At 71.6% G+C, this 16,947-nt stretch carries 17 protein-coding genes and 1 tRNA gene; 14 read left to right on the top strand and 4 right to left on the bottom strand.

Annotated features, from left to right (window positions below):
- Positions 1-98: 98 nt before the first annotated feature.
- The 10 genes from AB0F01_RS23065 to AB0F01_RS23020 all read left to right on the top strand — a co-directional run bounded on the left by AB0F01_RS23065 (position 99) and on the right by AB0F01_RS23020 (position 7,422).
- The gene (locus tag AB0F01_RS23065) at positions 99-353 is read left to right on the top strand and encodes a hypothetical protein (protein WP_362098828.1); all 255 of its coding nucleotides are present in this window, start codon (positions 99-101) and stop codon (positions 351-353) included.
- An 18-nt stretch (positions 354-371) separates the two neighbouring features.
- Entirely contained in the window at positions 372-566 is a 195-nt protein-coding gene (locus tag AB0F01_RS23060; RefSeq protein ID WP_031024752.1) for a hypothetical protein, read from the top strand.
- A gap of 16 nt (positions 567-582) precedes the next feature.
- Complete coding sequence (locus tag AB0F01_RS23055; RefSeq protein WP_362098825.1) at positions 583-1,038, top strand: hypothetical protein; 456 nt, start codon at positions 583-585, stop codon at positions 1,036-1,038.
- A 16-nt stretch (positions 1,039-1,054) separates the two neighbouring features.
- Positions 1,055-1,594: a hypothetical protein gene (locus AB0F01_RS23050; RefSeq protein WP_362098822.1), complete on the top strand. Its 540-nt coding sequence runs from the start codon at positions 1,055-1,057 to the stop codon at positions 1,592-1,594.
- Positions 1,595-1,685: 91 nt separating this feature from the next.
- Positions 1,686-2,603 (top strand): bifunctional DNA primase/polymerase, encoded by a 918-nt coding sequence (locus tag AB0F01_RS23045; RefSeq protein ID WP_362098819.1) that lies wholly within the window; start codon positions 1,686-1,688, stop codon positions 2,601-2,603.
- The gene (locus AB0F01_RS23040; RefSeq protein ID WP_362098817.1) at positions 2,600-2,926 is read left to right on the top strand and encodes a hypothetical protein; all 327 of its coding nucleotides are present in this window, start codon (positions 2,600-2,602) and stop codon (positions 2,924-2,926) included. Before AB0F01_RS23045 ends, AB0F01_RS23040 begins: the two co-directional genes overlap by 4 nt.
- Positions 2,923-4,485: a YfjI family protein gene (locus tag AB0F01_RS23035; protein ID WP_362098814.1), complete on the top strand. Its 1,563-nt coding sequence runs from the start codon at positions 2,923-2,925 to the stop codon at positions 4,483-4,485. Before AB0F01_RS23040 ends, AB0F01_RS23035 begins: the two co-directional genes overlap by 4 nt.
- Before the next feature lie 335 nt (positions 4,486-4,820).
- Positions 4,821-5,048, top strand: coding sequence for a helix-turn-helix domain-containing protein (locus AB0F01_RS23030; protein WP_362098811.1), 228 nt, complete (start codon positions 4,821-4,823; stop codon positions 5,046-5,048).
- Between the two features lie 84 nt (positions 5,049-5,132).
- Positions 5,133-6,395, top strand: coding sequence for a tyrosine-type recombinase/integrase (locus tag AB0F01_RS23025; RefSeq protein WP_362098808.1), 1,263 nt, complete (start codon positions 5,133-5,135; stop codon positions 6,393-6,395).
- A 163-nt stretch (positions 6,396-6,558) separates the two neighbouring features.
- On the top strand, positions 6,559-7,422 hold the full coding sequence (locus AB0F01_RS23020) for a DUF6551 family protein (RefSeq protein ID WP_362098806.1): 864 nt from the start codon (positions 6,559-6,561) through the stop codon (positions 7,420-7,422).
- A 154-nt stretch (positions 7,423-7,576) separates the two neighbouring features.
- Here AB0F01_RS23020 and AB0F01_RS23015 read toward each other — a convergent pair.
- Positions 7,577-7,651, bottom strand: a tRNA-Cys gene (locus AB0F01_RS23015).
- Between the two features lie 222 nt (positions 7,652-7,873).
- On the opposite strand from AB0F01_RS23015, the gene AB0F01_RS23010 reads away from it, so the two are divergent.
- The 4 genes from AB0F01_RS23010 (at position 7,874) to AB0F01_RS22995 (ending at position 13,548) form a co-directional block, all read left to right on the top strand.
- Positions 7,874-9,394 (top strand): MFS transporter, encoded by a 1,521-nt coding sequence (locus tag AB0F01_RS23010; protein WP_362098803.1) that lies wholly within the window; start codon positions 7,874-7,876, stop codon positions 9,392-9,394.
- Positions 9,395-9,640: 246 nt separating this feature from the next.
- Positions 9,641-11,434 carry a DEAD/DEAH box helicase gene (locus AB0F01_RS23005; RefSeq protein WP_362098800.1) on the top strand — a complete coding sequence of 598 codons (1,794 nt, stop codon included), beginning with the start codon at positions 9,641-9,643 and terminating at the stop codon, positions 11,432-11,434.
- 309 nt (positions 11,435-11,743) lie between these two features.
- A complete protein-coding gene (locus tag AB0F01_RS23000) occupies positions 11,744-12,382 on the top strand; it encodes a helix-turn-helix domain-containing protein (RefSeq protein ID WP_362098797.1) in 639 nt (212 codons plus the stop codon).
- A gap of 377 nt (positions 12,383-12,759) precedes the next feature.
- A complete protein-coding gene (locus AB0F01_RS22995) occupies positions 12,760-13,548 on the top strand; it encodes a S16 family serine protease (protein ID WP_362098794.1) in 789 nt (262 codons plus the stop codon).
- Between the two features lie 261 nt (positions 13,549-13,809).
- Here the strand turns inward: AB0F01_RS22995 and AB0F01_RS22990 are convergent, their stop codons facing one another.
- The 3 genes from AB0F01_RS22990 to AB0F01_RS22980 are packed head-to-tail and all read right to left on the bottom strand — an operon-like array spanning position 13,810 to position 16,912.
- Positions 13,810-14,826, bottom strand: coding sequence for a glycine betaine ABC transporter substrate-binding protein (locus AB0F01_RS22990; protein WP_362098792.1), 1,017 nt, complete (start codon positions 14,824-14,826; stop codon positions 13,810-13,812).
- On the bottom strand, positions 14,823-15,695 hold the full coding sequence (locus AB0F01_RS22985) for an ABC transporter permease (RefSeq protein WP_362098789.1): 873 nt from the start codon (positions 15,693-15,695) through the stop codon (positions 14,823-14,825). The genes AB0F01_RS22990 and AB0F01_RS22985 overlap by 4 nt, the downstream gene beginning before the upstream one ends.
- A complete protein-coding gene (locus AB0F01_RS22980; protein ID WP_362099026.1) occupies positions 15,692-16,912 on the bottom strand; it encodes a betaine/proline/choline family ABC transporter ATP-binding protein in 1,221 nt (406 codons plus the stop codon). The genes AB0F01_RS22985 and AB0F01_RS22980 overlap by 4 nt, the downstream gene beginning before the upstream one ends.
- Between the last annotated feature and the right edge of the window lie 35 nt (positions 16,913-16,947).

Raw genomic sequence — 16,947 nt, 5'->3', positions numbered from 1 at the left:
AGCGGCCCCGCTAGCGCCCCATACCGCTCCTGATCAGGCCGCTAGCGGATAGCGGCCCACCTGCGGAAACCCCTGGAAACCGCCCCGGAGGGCCCTTCATGACCCCCATCATCCTTGCTATCGCCTGCCTGCTCACCGTCACGTTCGGTTATGGCGGGCTGTGTGCGGCCTCGCCGTTCGGCAACTGCCGTAAGTGCCACGGCTGGGGCTTCGAGATGAAGACCGACCGCAAGGGCCGCATGAAGCGCGGCAAGGACTGCCGCTGCTGCCGCGCGACCGGCAAGCGCATCCGCGTCGGCCGCTGGCTCTACAACCGCTGGGCGCGCATCTACCGCGCTGGCACCACCGACTGAACCCCGAGGGAGACACACGTGGTCCTCAGCATCTCCGCCGTGCTGCTGTTCGGCGCGGCCTCCGCCCTCGCCGTCAAGACCAAGTCGGCCGGCGGCGGCGCGGCCATCGTCCTGTTCCTGTTCGGCTTCTTCGCCGCCGGGACCGGGGCCTACGAGCCCATCCACAACCTCGTGCAGGCGTCCGCCGACGCCATCGCCCAACTCGGCCACTGACAAGGGGGCACCCGTCATGAAGCACCCCAACCGCCATCTGGCCGTGCTCAACGCCACGGCCGTCGAAGTCCACCACCCCGCCCCGCTTGCGCCCGCAGCGCCGCTGCTGCCCGTACAGCCGGACGGCGTCCCGGCTGTGGCGAGCGTCGTCCTGCCCGACGGCCGCGTTGTCACCGGCTACGCCATCGAGCCCGCCAAGCCCGACCCGGTCGCCGCCAAGCCGCCCGTCTCCCGCGCGGCCGTGAACATCGCCCTCGGGGGCGTCGGCTTCCTCGCCGTGTGCGGCGGACTGTTCCTGCTGACTGCCTTCATCACCGCCCTCACCACGCTCATCACCCAGCTCGTCATCCTCGCCGCCGTCATCTTCGGCGGCTGGGTGGCCGTGCAGGTGTTCAGCGCGAGCGGACACCGAGGCGGGACCACGGTCAACATCCGCAAGACCGTCATCAAGCGCAGCCACTTCCACGGCTGACGAAGGAGGAACCTCCGTGTTCGACATCCGTGTCATCTGCGATCCCGCCGACACCGACCGCATCACCAGAGCCCTCAAGGCGACGTTCATCACCGGGGACGTACGGCAGTACCCCGCCCGCGACGGCAAGCGCACCCGCCTGTACGTCACCGCCGACCACCGCCCCGCCCCCAAGCCGTTCCCGAGCCCGGACCGGGCGTACGCGCTCGCCCCGAGCGTTCTCCGCGAGATGGCATGGGTGACGAACACCATCGCCACCGCGGAGTGCTTCACGGAACTGGACCGGGACTACTACCTGCGCAAGGCCGCCCTGTTGGACCGCATCGCGCTCATGGACGAACCGGCTCCACCGTTCGGGGACGCCACCGAGGCCGCCAAAGCGGCGGCCGTGTTCCTGCTGGACACCGACCGCGCACACCTCGAACCGCTCATGGCGGAACGAGCCGAGAGGGACCCGCGCGGCTGCGTCCGCGAGCAGTACGCCCTGCGCGCCTACTGCGTGTGCGACGACTTCGGCGAGGGGGACTGCCTGCTGCACCCCGAGCCCGACCACTAGCAACGCCCGAGGGCGGCGGCACTCCCGGACAAGGACAGCCCGCCGCCCCCGGTCTCCCAATCCCGACGAAGCAGAACAGGAGACCTACAGGATGACACCTGACTGCAAGACCCGGCGCCCCGCCGGCGGGAATCACCCGGACGGGAACGCCCTGCGAACCGCGCTGGACCTCGCGGTGGCGGGCGTGCCCGTGTTGCCCTTGCGTGAGGGCAAGGTGCCGTTCGGGAACTGCCGCGCGTGCGCGGGTGGTGCCTGTGGCGGGCGGCCGAACATGAAGAACGCCGGTGCCTGCCAGTGCCCCGCCCCCTGCCACGCGTGGGCCGCCGCCACGACCGACCCGGAGGTGATCACCTCGCTCGCGTGGGCGTCGGCGTGGAGTGAGGCCGTCTGCGTTGGCTACCACCCCGGCGGGGCCGGGCTGACCGTGGTGGACCTCGACAACGCGGCGGCCGTCGCGTGGGCCCGCGAGACGTTGCCCTCCACCCGGACCGTGTCGACCACTCGCGGCCAGCACTGGATCTACCGGGGAGCCATGACCTCGCACAACGCCGTCCGGCCCGGTGTGGACGTCAAGTCGCTCATGTCCTACGCCCGGTGGCTGGGGCCCGGCAGCGGCACCATGACGGACCTGCCGCCGGTCGTCCGCGGCCTCGTGGTGAAGGAAGAGACCACCCCCGCGCGCGGCGAGGTGGCTTCTTCTTTCCCCACCCGCGCCACCTGGGACCGGAAGGTTGCCACCGGGTGCCGCCACACCGAGCGCTACGTACGCACGGGCCTGGAACGCGGCCTCGCCAAGGTGCGCTCCCGCATCGAATCTGGCGCCGGATCACAGGCGTTCGGGGTCGCCCGGTTCCTCGCGGCTCAGCACGCGAACTGCCCCGGTCCGTGCGGGCTGGAAGCCATCGCGGAAGAGATCGTGTCCGCCGCCGTCTCTGTCGGAGTCCCCGAGGCGTACGCGCGCCGCGCCGTCGCCAACGGCCTTGAGACGGCCTCGGAGCGAGCGGCATGAACAAAGCATCCCGTAATCCCGCGAACGGCCCGCAGGACGCCGTACGGGCCGCGCCACGAACGGCCGTGGGCGAACCGAAGAACGCCGCCCGTAAGGGCGTCCTTTCTGCTGTTCGTTCTGACCCGCAGCCGGTCACCATCACCGGCATTCAGTCGGGCTTACAAGTCCGCTTCACCGAACCGTCCGTTGCCGACTGGCTCTGCTGCTGTGGCCACCACGAACGGGCCCGTGGCCGAGCCGCCGTCATGAAGCTCACGGCCCGCGTCCGCGTCGGTATCTGCCCGCACACGACCGCCGCCACCGAAGGGAGGGCAGCCGCATGACTCCACAGCCTGTGGGCAGCCCCGACCTGTGGGCCGGACTGTCCACCCTCGAAGCACCGCCCGCCGAGGGCGAGACGATGCCGGACGTGTGGGAAGACCCCATTCCCCTCACCGGTCGGCGCGAGCGTCCGCCGTTCCCGGTCCACGTCTTCCCCACGTGGCTGCACGACTACGTGGCGGCCGTCGCCGAGGAGACGCAGACCCCAGTGGACCTCTCCGGATCGATCGCCCTCGCCGTGCTCGCCACGGCCGCGGGCGGTCGGTCCGTCGTCCACGTGCGCGGCAACTGGCGTGAGCCCACCAACCTCTACACCGTGGTGGCGCTCCCGCCAGCCAACCGCAAGTCCGCCGTCTTCGCGCTGCTGACGGACCCGCTGTACGAGGCGGAAAAGCAACTCAAGGCCGCGATGAAGCCGGTCATCGTCGAGGCGGAGCTGACCGCCCGTCTCGCCAAGGAAGCGGCCGACAAGGCCGCCGCCAAGGCCGCGTCCGCTGACGCGGACAAGCGTGACGAGATGGTGGCCACCGCCGTCGGTCTCGCGCAGACCGCTGACACGCTCACCGTCCCGGCCGATCCGGTCCTGTTGGCGGACGACTCCACCCCGGAGACGGTCACCTCACTCATGGCTGAGCAGGGCGGTCGGCTGTCGGTGATGAGTGCCGAGGGCGGCATCTTCGACATCATCGCCGGCCGCTACTCCGGGGCCCCGAACATGGAAGTGTTCCTCAAGGGGCACGCCGGGGACCGGCTGAGGGTCAACCGGCAGACCCGCCGCGAGTACATCGACACCCCCGCCCTGACCATCGGCCTCGCCGTCCAGCCGGACGTATTGCGGGACATCGGCAAGGTGAAGGGGTTCGACGGGCGCGGCCTGCTGGCCCGCTTCCTGTACTCCCTGCCCCCGTCCACGGTCGGTGAGCGGAAGGTCATCACCGACCCGGTCCCGGAGCAGACGGCCGCCACCTACACCGCCAACGTCATCAACCTCACCTTGGCGTTCGCGGAGTGGACCGACCCGGCCGTCATCCAGCTCAGCCCCGAGGCGGACGCGGCACTGATCGAGTACCAAGAGCACGTCGAACCGCAGCTCAAGGCGCGCGGCGGCAAGCTCGGTCACATCTCCAACTGGGCCGGAAAGCTCGCCGGAGCGACCGCCCGCATGGCCGCGCTGCTGCACCTCGCCGAGCACCTGGGCAACGGCTACGCCCACCCGGTCTCCGAGGCCACCATGCGCGCGGCCATCGAGCTGGGGGAGTACTACACCGCTCACGCCCTCGCCGTGTTCGACGTCATGGGTGCTGACCCGGTCCTGTCCCGCGCCCGCAGCGTCCTGGAAGCGCTCAGGGACAACGGATGGGACGACGTGAGCCGACGTGACCTGCTCACGGTCCTCTCGCGTGCCGAGGTCCCCAGCATCGCGGACCTGGAACCGGCCCTCGCTCTGCTGGAGGACCACGGGTACTTGCGGACCTATCAGCCGGAGCGCACGGGCAAGCGTGGCAGGCCGCCGGCGCCCCGGTTGCAGGTCCACCCGGCCCTGCGGCACGGCGGCCGGTGAGCCGGGGCCCTCTCGGCCCCGCTCGCACAAACCGCGAAATCGCAAAAAACCCTGGCACTGCCGCTGACCAGCGTCGGGACCTCGCGGCACCGCCCGGGGAGGCCCCGCCGCACTATCCCGCGATATTCCGCACAAACCCCTGCCCGGAGCGGCAGGACCGGCCGCCGACGCGACGCCACGCATTTTTGCGGAATATCGCGGGTTTCTGCGGACCCTGCCCCCGTGCCGCCCCCACACCGCATCACCGCAGCTCAGCCGCCACTACCGGGCTTTCTGCGGATAACGCGGTTTGTGCGGCGGCACCTCTCGCGAACGCAGCACAAGAGGAGTGAGCCTTGAGCGAGCACAGCACCCTCGCGGCGCCCACCGACGACGACCCGACGCTGGTTCTCCTCACCGTCGAAGAGGCCGCCCGTCGGCTCCGCATTGGCCGGACCACGTGCTTCAACCTCGTGAGGTCCGGTGCGCTGGAGTCTGTGAAGGTCGGCCACCTGCGCCGGGTGCCGGCCGACGCCGTACCCGCATTCGTCACGCGGCTCCGTACCGCCCAACGCGCCGCTTGACGCCGACCGGGGCGGCGGCACTCCCGGACAAGGACAGCCCGCCGCCCCGGCCTCCATCCCGACACCATGAATAGGAGCCTGCCTGTGGCAGAGAAAGAGAAGCGCACCCGCCAGCCGAATGGTCGCAGTTCCATCTACTTCGGCAAGGACGGCAAGTGGCACGGCCGGGTCACGGTCGGTGTCCGCGACGACGGCAAGCCCGACCGTCGCCACGTTGAACGAAAGACCAAGGCGGAAGTCGTCGCCGCTGTGCGGGAGCTGGAGCGCCAGCGCGACGCCGGCACCGTGCGCAAGCCGGGGAAGCCCTGGACAGTGAAGTCATGGCTGACGCACTGGATTGAGAACGTTGCCCCCCTCGCGGTGAATGACAACACCATGGTGGGGTACGGCGTCGCCGTGCGGAAGCACCTTATCCCCGGGCTGGGCGCTCACCGGCTCGACAGGCTCAAGCCCGAGCACATCGAGGCGTTCTACGCGAAGATGCAGGGCAACGGCAGCAAGCCCGCGACCGCCCATCAGGTGCACCGCACCTTCCGGACCGCCCTTAACGAGGCCGTACGGCGCGGCCATCTCGGCAAGAATCCGGTCCTGCTGGCCAAGGCCCCCAAGACGGGCGAGTACGAGGTGGAGCCCTACAGCGTCCAAGAGGTGCAGCGGTTGCTGAAGGCCGCCGCCCAGCACCGCAACTCCGCACGCTGGGCGGTCGCCCTCGCCCTCGGACTGCGTCAAGGGGAGGTGCTGGCACTGAAGTGGGAAGACGTGGACCTCGACGGTGGGTTCCTCGTAGTCCGCCGCAGCCGCCACCGGCCGCAGTACGCCCACGGGTGCGTGGAGCCCTGCGGGCGCAAGGCCGCCGGCTACTGCCCGGAGCGCCGACGCACCAACCCCGAGATCTCCACCACCAAGTCGCGTGCCGGCCGCCGTGCGGTCGGCCTTCCGAAACAGCTAGTTGACCTACTGCGGGCTCATCTGGAAGCGCAGGAGGCAGAGCGGGAGGCGGCCGGGAAACGTTGGGAGGAAAACGGCCTGGTGTTCCCGGACGAATACGGCCGTAGTCCCTCCCACCGTCGGGACTGGGCCGAGTGGAAGGCGCTGCTGGCAGAGGCAAATGTCCGGGACGGGCGTCTGCACGACGCCCGCCACACGGCCGCCACGGTCCTACTTATCCTCGGCGTACCCGAGCGGGCCGTCATGGGCCTCATGGGGTGGTCCACCACCGCCATGGCAGCTCGGTATCAGCACATGGTGGATGCCGTGCGGGCCGACGTCGCGAGGCAGGTGGACGGCTTGATCTGGCAGTCCGACGCGCTTCGGTCGGCGGACGACGGCGGCGAGGGCATGGCCTGACGGTCAAATCCTCCTCCAAGTGGGCGAGTTGTCCGATAGCATCATCGGCAGTCGCCGTCTCCCGCATTCGGGAGCTGACGCGTGCCGCTGTCGCCCCCACTGGGGCGCTGACACAAAAAGTCGCTGTCGCCCCCACTGGGGCGCTGACGTATGAGGAGAAGCCTTGCCCAGCAAGGACTACAGCTACGACATCCCGGACCACCCGATCGAGTACATGAAGGTGGACCCGAGAACCATCAAGTTCGACGCCCGCTCGCAGCGCCAACTCAACAAGACCCGAGCGCGGGCCATAGCCGAGAAGCTGGTCCCCACCGCGCTTGGAACGCCGATCCTCTCGCAGCGGGCGGATGGCAAGTACGCGGTGGACGGCATGCACCGCGTCTACGCCTGCCAGCTCATCCTGGCTGGGGAGGTCAAGGTCCCGAAGAGCGTCCGCGAGGCCGTCGAGACCATCAACTGCGAGGTGCACTTCGAGCTGTCGACGGCCAACGAGGCGTCCCTGTTCATCATCAAGAACAAGGAGTCTTCGAAGGTCGGCCCGAACGACGAGTTCAGGATCGGAGTGCTGGCCGGGCATCCGCTCTTCGTGGACACCAACACCGTGCTGGAGAAGCACCAGCTCAAGGTCGGTAGCCGCGCCACCAACGGCGTGCGCGGCATCAAGGGGGTCCTCGACATCGTCGCGGAGCACGGCCCCGAAATCCTGGACCTGTCGCTCACCATCGCCGAGGACGCGTGGGGCCGTCACCCTGACACCTGGCACTCCGTCACCCTCGGCGGTATAGCCATCGTGGTCTCCAAGCACCCCGACGTGGTCAAGCCCAAGGAGTTGGCCGAGAAGCTCAAGCGCCAGGGAGACCCCACGTCCTTCAAGGCCAAGATCCAGACCATCGCCACCAACAACAACACGCGTGCCGACGGCACCAAGGGCCGCCTCAAGGCCGCTCACCTGTCGGTTGCTGCCGCCTGGAACGCCAACCGCCGCGCGGAGACCAACCGCATCCCCGTCCCGAACATCTTCGAGTAGTCCCAGTAGACGCGATGCCCCGCCCGTTACCTTCGGTGCGGGGCATCGCGCCTTCTCCGCTCATGAACGTCAATTGAGACGGGAACTGAGACGGACGACCGAAAGGGCGGCACCCGCTTAGGGCGCCGCCCTTTCATCGCCTCTGGTCGGGCGCTGGAGGCCGTGGCGGGAATCGAACCCGCGTTACTCGCTTTGCAGGCGAGTCCCTGAACCACTCGGGCACACGGCCGGGTCGGAGGCGGAGTGCCCTGGGGCGCTTCGCCGTGGTGGACCGGTGGGACGACCGTAGGGCGGGGCGGGAGGCGGGCTCAAGGAAACGGGCGGGGCTGCCACATGACCGCAACGCGCCGTTCATGAAGGGGCGGGCCGGCCGGTCCTAGGACCATGGTCCGGGAACCGGACCGACCACCGACAGGCGTGTAACCGCTTCGCGCGCCTTACTCTGGCGAGCATGACCATGCCCGACCCGCGCGACACGTCCGTCGCCCTGCCCGGCGCCGAGCCGGGCGCCCCGCCCGGCCCGCCGCCCGGCAAGCACACCGGACCCGTCGAACCCTTCGAGCCCGACGAGACCGTGCTGAGCCGTTCCTACCGGGCGCTGAGCATCGGCATCGTCTCCGTGGTGCTGCTGATCGCCTTCGAGGCGACGGCGGTCGGGACGGCGATGCCGGTGGCGGCGCGGGAGCTGGACGGGGTGTCGCTGTACGCGTTCGCCTTCTCCGGGTTCTTCACCACCAGCCTGTTCGCGATGGTGCTCTCGGGCCAGTGGTCCGACCGGCGGGGCCCGCTCGCGCCGCTGACCACGGGGATCGCCTCCTTCGCCGCCGGGCTGCTGCTGGCCGGCACGGCCCAGGCGATGTGGCTGTTCATCCTGGGGCGGGCCGTGCAGGGGCTCGGCGGCGGGCTGGTGATCGTCGCCCTGTACGTGGTCGTCGGCCGGGCCTACCCGGAGCGGCTGCGGCCCGCGATCATGGCCGCGTTCGCGGCGAGCTGGGTGGTGCCGTCGATCGTCGGTCCGCTCGCCTCGGGCGCGGTGACCGAGCACATCGGCTGGCGGTGGGTGTTCCTCGGCATCCCGGTGCTCGTGGTGTTCCCGCTGGCGTTGGCGCTGCCGCAGATACGGCGGCGGGCCGCCGGCCCGGTGGACGGGCCGGACGGCGCGGCGGGCCCGTCCGGGAAGCGGCGGCCGTCGTTCGACCGGCGGCGCATCCGTCTCGCCCTCGCCATCTCGTTCGGCGCGGGCCTGCTCCAGTACGCGGCGCAGGATCTGCGCTGGATGTCCCTGCTGCCGGCCGCCGCGGGCGTGGCCCTGCTGGTCCCGGCCGTGCTCGGGCTGCTCCCGCGCGGCACCTGGCGGGCGGCGCGCGGGCTGCCGTCGGTGGTGCTGCTGCGCGGGATCGCGGCCGGGTCGTTCATCGCCGCGGAGTCCTTCGTCCCGCTGATGCTCGTCACCCAGCGGGGCCTCAGCCCGACGCTCGCCGGCTTCTCCCTCGCGGCCGGCGGCGGCACCTGGGCGCTGGGCTCGTGGGTGCAGTCCCGGCCCCGCCTGGAGCCGCACCGGGAGCGGCTGATGAGCCTCGGCATGCTGCTGGTGGCCCTCGCCATCGCGGCGGCCCCGAGCGTGCTGATCCCGTCGGTGCCCGCCTGGACGCTGGCCGTCGGCTGGGCGTTCGGCTGCTTCGGCATGGGCCTGGTGATCTCCTCGACCAGTGTGCTGCTGCTCCAGCTCTCCGCCCCCGAGGAGGCGGGCACCAACTCCGCCGCCCTCCAGATCTCCGACGGCCTGTCCAACGTGCTCCTGCTCGCCGTCGGCGGGGCGGCCTTCGTCGCCCTCGGCGGCGGCACCGTCACCCACGTCGCCACCGAGGTGACGGGCTCCCACCCGGCCGCCTTCGCCGCGGTGTTCCTGCCGATGGCGGCGGTCGCCCTGGCCGGGGTCTGGGTGACGACGCGGCTGCGGGCCGGCAGGTAGCGGCGCCCGGACCACCCGCCGGGACCGGGACGGGGTCGTCCCACCGGGCCTCCGGAAGGGTGCTGTCCGGCCACCGCGGCCGGGGGAGGGGCCGTCCCGGCGGGTCCGCGGGAAGCGGCCCGGGCCGTCGGTGTGACGTCGGTCCCACCCCCGGCCGGCCCGGCCCGGTCCGCGCCTCCGTCCGCTCGGCCGCTGGGTAGGGTGGCTCGGTCGTCCGACGCAGCCGAGCCACCCCCGACGGAGACCGTGACTACCACCGCAGCCTCTGCCTCGCACCACCTGTCGCCCGCCTTCCCCGGCCGCGCCCCCTGGGGCACCGCCAGCAAGCTGCGGGCCTGGCAGCAGGGGGCGATGGAGAAGTACATCCAGGAGCAGCCGCGCGACTTCCTGGCGGTGGCGACCCCCGGCGCCGGTAAGACGACCTTCGCGCTGACGCTGGCGTCCTGGCTGCTGCACCACCACGTGGTGCAGCAGGTGACCGTCGTCGCGCCGACCGAGCACCTGAAGAAGCAGTGGGCCGACGCCGCCGCGCGGATAGGGATCAAGCTGGACCCGGAGTACAGCGCGGGCCCGCTCGGCAAGGAGTACCACGGCGTCGCCGTCACCTACGCGGGCGTCGGGGTGCGCCCCATGCTGCACCGCAACCGCGTCGAGCAGCGCAAGACCCTGGTGATCCTGGACGAGATCCACCACGCCGGTGACAGCAAGTCGTGGGGCGAGGCGTGCCTGGAGGCGTTCGAACCGGCCGCCCGGCGGCTCGCCCTGACCGGTACGCCGTTCCGGTCGGACACCAACCCGATCCCCTTCGTCACCTACGAGGAGGGCGACGACGGGATCCGCCGCTCGTCCGCCGACTACACCTACGGCTACGGCTCCGCGCTCGCCGACGGGGTCGTGCGGCCGGTGATCTTCATGAGCTACAGCGGCAACATGCGCTGGCGCACCAAGGCCGGTGACGAGATCGCCGCCCGGCTCGGCGAGCCGATGACGAAGGACGCCGTCAGCCAGGCGTGGCGCACCGCGCTCGACCCGCGCGGCGACTGGATGCCGTCCGTGCTGCGCGCCGCCGACCAGCGCCTGACCGAGGTCCGCAAGTCCGTCCCGGACGCCGGCGCCCTGGTGATCGCCTCCGACCAGGACTCCGCGCGGTCCTACGCCAAGCTGATCCGGGAGATCACCGGTCACAAGGCCACCCTGGTGCTGTCCGACGACACGGGCGCGTCGAAGCGGATCGACGAGTTCAGCGGCAGCGACGACCGCTGGATGGTCGCCGTGCGCATGGTGTCCGAGGGTGTCGACGTGCCGCGCCTCGCGGTCGGGGTGTACGCCACGACCATCTCCACCCCGCTGTTCTTCGCCCAGGCCGTCGGCCGTTTCGTGCGGTCCCGGCGGCGCGGCGAGACCGCGTCCGTGTTCCTGCCGACCATCCCCGACCTGCTCGGCTTCGCCAATGAGATGGAGCGCGAGCGCGACCACGTCCTGGACAAGCCGAAGAAGGACGGCGAGGAGGACCCCTACGCCGAGTCCGAGGCGGAGATGGACGAGGCGAACCGGGAGCAGGACGAGGACACCGGCGAGCAGGACATGCTGCCCTTCGAGGCGCTGGAGTCCGACGCCGTCTTCGACCGCGTCACCTACAACGGCGCCGACTTCGGGATGCAGGCCCACCCGGGCAGCGAGGAGGAGCAGGACTACCTCGGCATCCCCGGCCTCCTGGAGCCCGACCAGGTGCAGTTGCTGCTGCAGAAGCGCCAGGCCCGGCAGATCGCGCACAGCCGCAGGAAGCCGGACACCGAGGCCGACCTGCTGGAACTGCCCGCCGAGCGGCGCCCGGTGGTCTCCCACAAGGAGATGATGGAGCTGCGCAAGCGGCTCAACACGATGGTCGGCGCCTACGTCCACCAGTCCGGCAAGCCGCACGGGGTCATCCACACCGAACTGCGCCGCGTCTGCGGCGGCCCGCCCGCCGCCGAGGCCACCGCCGGACAGTTGCGGGCGCGCATCGCCAAGGTGCAGGAGTGGGCCACCCGGATGCGGTGACACGGGCCCGCAGGGTGCGCGTGCGCCGGACCGCCACCGGGCTTTTGCGGACAAAGAGCGGCACTTCGCGCGCAGAGGTGACCGGATTCTGGACGGAGCCTTCCGCTGACCGGACCGGCTCGCTACTGTCCCCGCAACGCACACGCCCCGTGGCAGCGCTGCCGCGGAGCGCAGCCGTGAAGCGACTGTGCCCGGGACCACGTCCGGGCCGCCGGCCGATCGGCGGCCTCTGAAGCGCGTCTCCGACGGGACTCGGTGACGCACACGCCGCGAGGGGGCCGCCGACCTCACCACTAAGGAGTGGGCGTCGTGACCGCGGAGACCTCTCAGACGCTCGACAGGGGACTGCGTGTCCTCAAGCTGCTCGCCGACACGGACCACGGGCTGACCGTCACCGAGCTTTCCCACCGACTGGGCGTGAACCGGACCGTCGTGTACCGGTTGCTCGCCACCCTGGAACAACACGCGCTGATACGCCGCGACCTGGGCGGGCGCGCCCGGGTCGGTCTCGGGGTGCTGCGCCTGGGGCGGCAGGTGCACCCGCTGGTGCGCGAGGCCGCGATGCCCGCGCTGCGGTCCCTGGCCGAGGACATCGGCGCCACGGCCCACCTGACGCTGGTCGACGGCGCGGAGGCGCTCGCCGTGGCCGTGGTGGAGCCCTCCTGGACCGACTACCACGTGGCCTACCGGGCCGGGTTCCGGCACCCGCTGGACCGGGGCGCCGCCGGCCGGGCGATCCTCTCGGCCCGCCAGCGCCTGGACGACCCCGGCTACACCCTCACCGCGGGCGAACTGGAGGCCGGGGCGTGCGGGGCGGCGGCACCGCTGCTGGGGGTCACCGGAGTCGAGGGCAGCGTGGGCGTGGTGATGCTCGCCGACGTGGTCCCCGAACGGGTCGGGCAGCGCGTGGTGGACGCGGCCCGCGAGGTCGCGGACGCCCTGCGCTGACCCGCTCCCGGCGGGGCCCGACCGGGCCACACCCCGTGCCGACGGAGCCCGGGACCCCTACGGGGGCACCTCGGGACCCCGGACAACGGCACCCCGGGACCCAGCGGCCGCACCGGAGCCCTGACGGCGGCAACCCTAAGGCCCCTACGGGGTCACTCCGGTGCGCCTACGGGGTCGCCCCGGTGCCTCTGCGGGGCAGGTCGCGATCATCCCGGCCGTGGTCCCCGCACGAGGGCCCGGGCCGGCGACCCACACTGGCGACCCCCACCGGGGCCGCCCTGTCCGGGCCGCCCTGTCCGGGCCGTCCTGTCCGGGCCGTCCTGTCCGGGCCACCCCGTCCGGGCCACCCCGTCCGGGCCACCCCGTAGATTGAACCCGTGCTCTCTCGTCTCACACGCCCCCGGGCCCTCGCCGTCTGTGCCGTCCCCGTCGTCGCCCTGCTGGCCACGGCGGTGTTCGCGCCGCTGCCGTTCTCGGTCGCCCAGCCGGGACTGACGGCGGACGTGCTCGGTGAGAACAAGGGCACCCAGGTGATCACCATCTCGGGCGCCCCGGTCCGTGAGACGCGCGGCCAGCTGCGGATGACGACCATCGAGGCGACCTCGCCGGACACCCGGGTGAGCCTGCCCGACGTGATCGACAGCTGGTTCAGCACCGACCGGGCGGTCATGCCCCGCGACGCGGTCTACCCGAGCGGCGACACTCTCAAGGAGATCGAGCGCTACAACCGCGAGCAGATGGAGGAGTCGCAGGACGTGGCGACGCAGGCCGCCCTCGGTTACCTCGGCGAGGACGGCAAGGGCATCGAGGTCGAGCTGAAGCTGGCCGATGTCGGCGGCCCGAGCGCCGGGCTGCTGTTCTCCCTCGGCATCGTCGACAAGCTCGACGGCGACGGCAGCGGCGGCGACCTCACCGGCGGCCGGGTCGTCGCGGGCACCGGCACCATCGACGCGGACGGCACGGTCGGCCCGGTGGGCGGCGTGCCCCTGAAGACCCAGGCCGCCCGGCGTGACGGTGCCACCGTCTTCCTGGTGCCCGAGGCCGAGTGCGCCGACGCGCAGGCCGAACGGCCCGACGGCCTGCGCCTGATCCCGGTGACCACCCTGAAGGGCGCGGTCGACGCCCTGGTCTCCCTGGAGAAGGGCGGCAAGGTCCCCACCTGCTGACCGGCGGACGCCCGAGGCCCGACCGCACCGAGCCGCGGGCCCGTACCGAGCGGCGGGCCCGTACCGAGCCGCGGGCCCGTACCGGACAGCGAACCAGATCGGACGGCGGGCCCGGACGGGACATCAGGCCCGGACCGAACGGCAGGCCCCCGCCGAGCCGCGGGCCCGCACCGAGCAGCCGGCCAGGACCAAGCGGCGGGCCAGGCCGGGCAGCCGGCCACGACCGAGCGGTGGGACCAGAACCGCACGGCGCGGCAGCCCCTACCCCTCCTTCACGAACCCCTCGTCCACCATCCAGTCCAGCGCGACCTGGTGCGGATCCTCGCCGTCCACGTCCACCTTGGCGTTCAGGGTCTGGGCCACGTCGTTGTCCAGCTTGGCCGTGACCGGGTCGAGGACCTCGTTGATGGCCGGCCACTCCTTCAGGGTCTTGGTGTTGACCGTCGGCGCCGCGTTGTAGTTGGGGAAGAACTTCTTGTCGTCCTCCATCACCACCAGGTCCATCGACTTGATGCGGCCGTCGGTGGTGAAGACCTCGCCGTAGGTGCAGGTGCCCTTGGCGGCCTGGGTGTAGATGATCCCGGTGTCCATCTGGGTGATGTTGCCCGCCGGGATGTTCATGCCGTACGCCTTCTCCAGGCCCGGCAGCCCGTCGGCCCGGTTGGCGAACTCGCCCTCCACGCACAGCGTCACCGCGCCCGGGTCGGACTTCGCCAGCGCCGCCACGTCCGACAGCGTCCTCGTGCCGTACTTCTTCGCGTTCGCCCGGTTCATCGCCAGGGCGTAGGTGTTGTTCAGGGTGGACGGCTCCAGCCAGGTCACCCCGTTCTTCAGGTCCGCCTTGCGCACCGCCTCCCACTGTTCGCGCGGGTCGGGCAGCGGCTTGCTGTTGCCCTGGTAGGTGATCCAGGCGGTGCCGGTGTACTCGAAGGCGGCGTCCGCCTCCCCGTTGACCACCGCCTCGCGGGAGCCCACGCTGCCCTGGATGCCGGTGCGGTCGATGACCTCCGCGCCGGCCGCCTGGAACGCGATGCCCATGATCGCGCCGAGGATGAGCTGCTCGGTGAACTCCTTCGACGTGACGGTGAGTTCGGCGCCCTCCAAGGGCTTGCCCCGCCCGATGGAACCCGGCTCCACGTCGTCCACCATGGGGGAGCCGCTGGTCAGGCCGCAGGCCGCGGCCGACAGCAGGACGGCCCCGGCGAGCAGCGCCCGCGTCCGCCTCCGTACCCCGGGTCGCCGGGTGCCGTGCCCCGGACGTGCTCCGTACCGGCTCATGATCCGGCCTCCAGACCGCGCGGGCGCAGCAGCAGTTCGGCCAGTGAGGCCAGCCAGTCCACCAGCAGGGCCAGCGCGACGGTGAGGATCGACCCGAGCATCAGCACCGGCATCCGCTGGCTGGTGATGCCGGTGGTGATGAGTACGCCCAGGCCGCCGCCCCCGCCGAAGGTCGCCAGGGTGGCGGTGCCGACGTTCAGCACCAGGGCGGTGCGCACCCCGGCCAGGATCAGCGGCACCGCCAGCGGCAGTTCCACCCGGGTCAGCACGCCCAGCGGAGACATGCCGATGCCGCGGGCCGCCTCCAGCAGGGTCGGGTCGTTGGCCCGCAGCCCGGCGATGGTGTTGGCCAGCACCGGCAGCACGGCGTAGGCGATGATGCCGACCAGCGCGGCCCTGCGGCCGATGCCCAGCCAGATCACCAGCAGCGCGAGCAGACCGATCGCCGGGGTCGCCTGGCCGATGTTGGCCAGCGCCATGGCGGCCGGGGTGGCCCGGCGCATCGCCCCACGCGTCAGCAGGATGCCGAGCGGGATCGCGATGATCAGCACGAAGAACGTGGAGATCACGGTGAGTTCGATGTGCTGCCACAGCGCCTTGGACACCTGCCCGTCGGACAGCGCGTTCTGCTCCAGCGGGTCGAGGTCGGCCTGGAGGAACCAGAGCCAGGTGCCGAGCAGCAGCGCCACCAGCGCCAGCGGCAGGAACGTCAGCTTCTGCCAGGTCACCCGGGGCGCCCGCGGCGGTGGCGCGAGCCGTGGCCGGGGCCCGTCGGCGGTGTCGTCGGCGTCGTCGTCGCCCTCGTCGCGGAAGGCGAGCCCCCGGACGTCGTGCTCGCCGTCGGGCCGCCGCCCCGGGGTCGCGCTCACGCCTCCTCCTCCCCGCCGTACCCCTCCTGCTCGGCCGGGGTGCGGTCGGTGCGGTGGGACTCCAGCTCGTGCTGCGCCTCCAGCGCCTCCAGCCGGTCCGCCTCCAGCAGTTCGTGCACCGAGTTCATCAGCGTCTCCACGTCGACGACCCCTTCGTAGACCCCGCGCGGACCGGTGACCACCACCCGCCCCGAGCTGTCGGTGAGCACCGCCTCCAGCGCGTCGCGCAGCGTCGCCGCCCGGCTGACGTGGTCGTGCACCAGCGTGCCCGCCCGGGCCAGTGAGCCCTTGGCCCGCATCAGGTCGCCGCGCCGCAGCCACTTGTAGGGGCGGCCCCGCCGGTCGAGCAGCAGGATCTCGTTGGTGCCGCTGGAACGCAGCCGGTTGAAGATCTCCTGGAGCGGGTCGTCCACCGTCACCGTCGGGTAGTCGGTGATGGGCACGTCCCGCACCCGGGTGAGGTTGAGCCGCTTCAGCGCCGCCCCGGCGCCGACGAAGCCGGAGACGAAGTCGTCCGCCGGGTTGGTGAGGATGGCCTCCGGGGTGTCGAACTGGGCGATGTGCGAGCGCTCGCGCAGCACCGCGATCCGGTCGCCCAGCTTGATCGCCTCGTCGAAGTCGTGGGTGACGAAGACGATCGTCTTGTGCAGCTCGTGCTGGAGCCGGATCAGCTCGTCCTGGAGGTGGTCCCGGGTGATCGGGTCCACCGCCCCGAACGGCTCGTCCATCAGCAGCACCGGCGGGTCGGCCGCCAGCGCCCGGGCCACCCCGACGCGCTGCTGCTGCCCGCCGGACAGCTGGCGCGGATAGCGGCCGTGGAACTCGCCGGGGTCCAGGCCGACCAGGTCCAGCATCTCCTCGACCCGGGCCCGCACCCGGGCGGCCGGCCAGCGGAGCATCTTCGGCACCAGGGCGATGTTCTGGGCCACCGTCATGTGCGGGAACAGCCCGCTGGCCTGGATCGCGTACCCGATCTTGCGGCGCAGCCGCACCGGGTCCATGTCGGTGACGTCCTCGCCGTCGATGCGGATCCGGCCCCCGGTCGGCTCGATCAGCCGGTTGATCATCTTCAGGGTGGTGGACTTCCCGCAGCCGGACGGGCCGACGAGGATCACGGTCTCCCCGGCCCTGATGTCCATGGTCACGTCGTCCACGGCGGGCTGCGGACTGCCCGGGTAGTGCTTGGTCAGGCCGTCCAGTTCGATGGTGGCGCCCATGGCGGCGCCGCCGGAGGGCGCGGGGGAGGCGTCGT

It is taken from the genome of Streptomyces sp. NPDC029526 (assembly GCF_040637405.1).
Lineage (GTDB): Bacteria > Actinomycetota > Actinomycetes > Streptomycetales > Streptomycetaceae > Streptomyces.
Note: the sequence above shows the minus strand (reverse complement) of the source record. Positions and strands in the feature narration are given on the sequence as shown.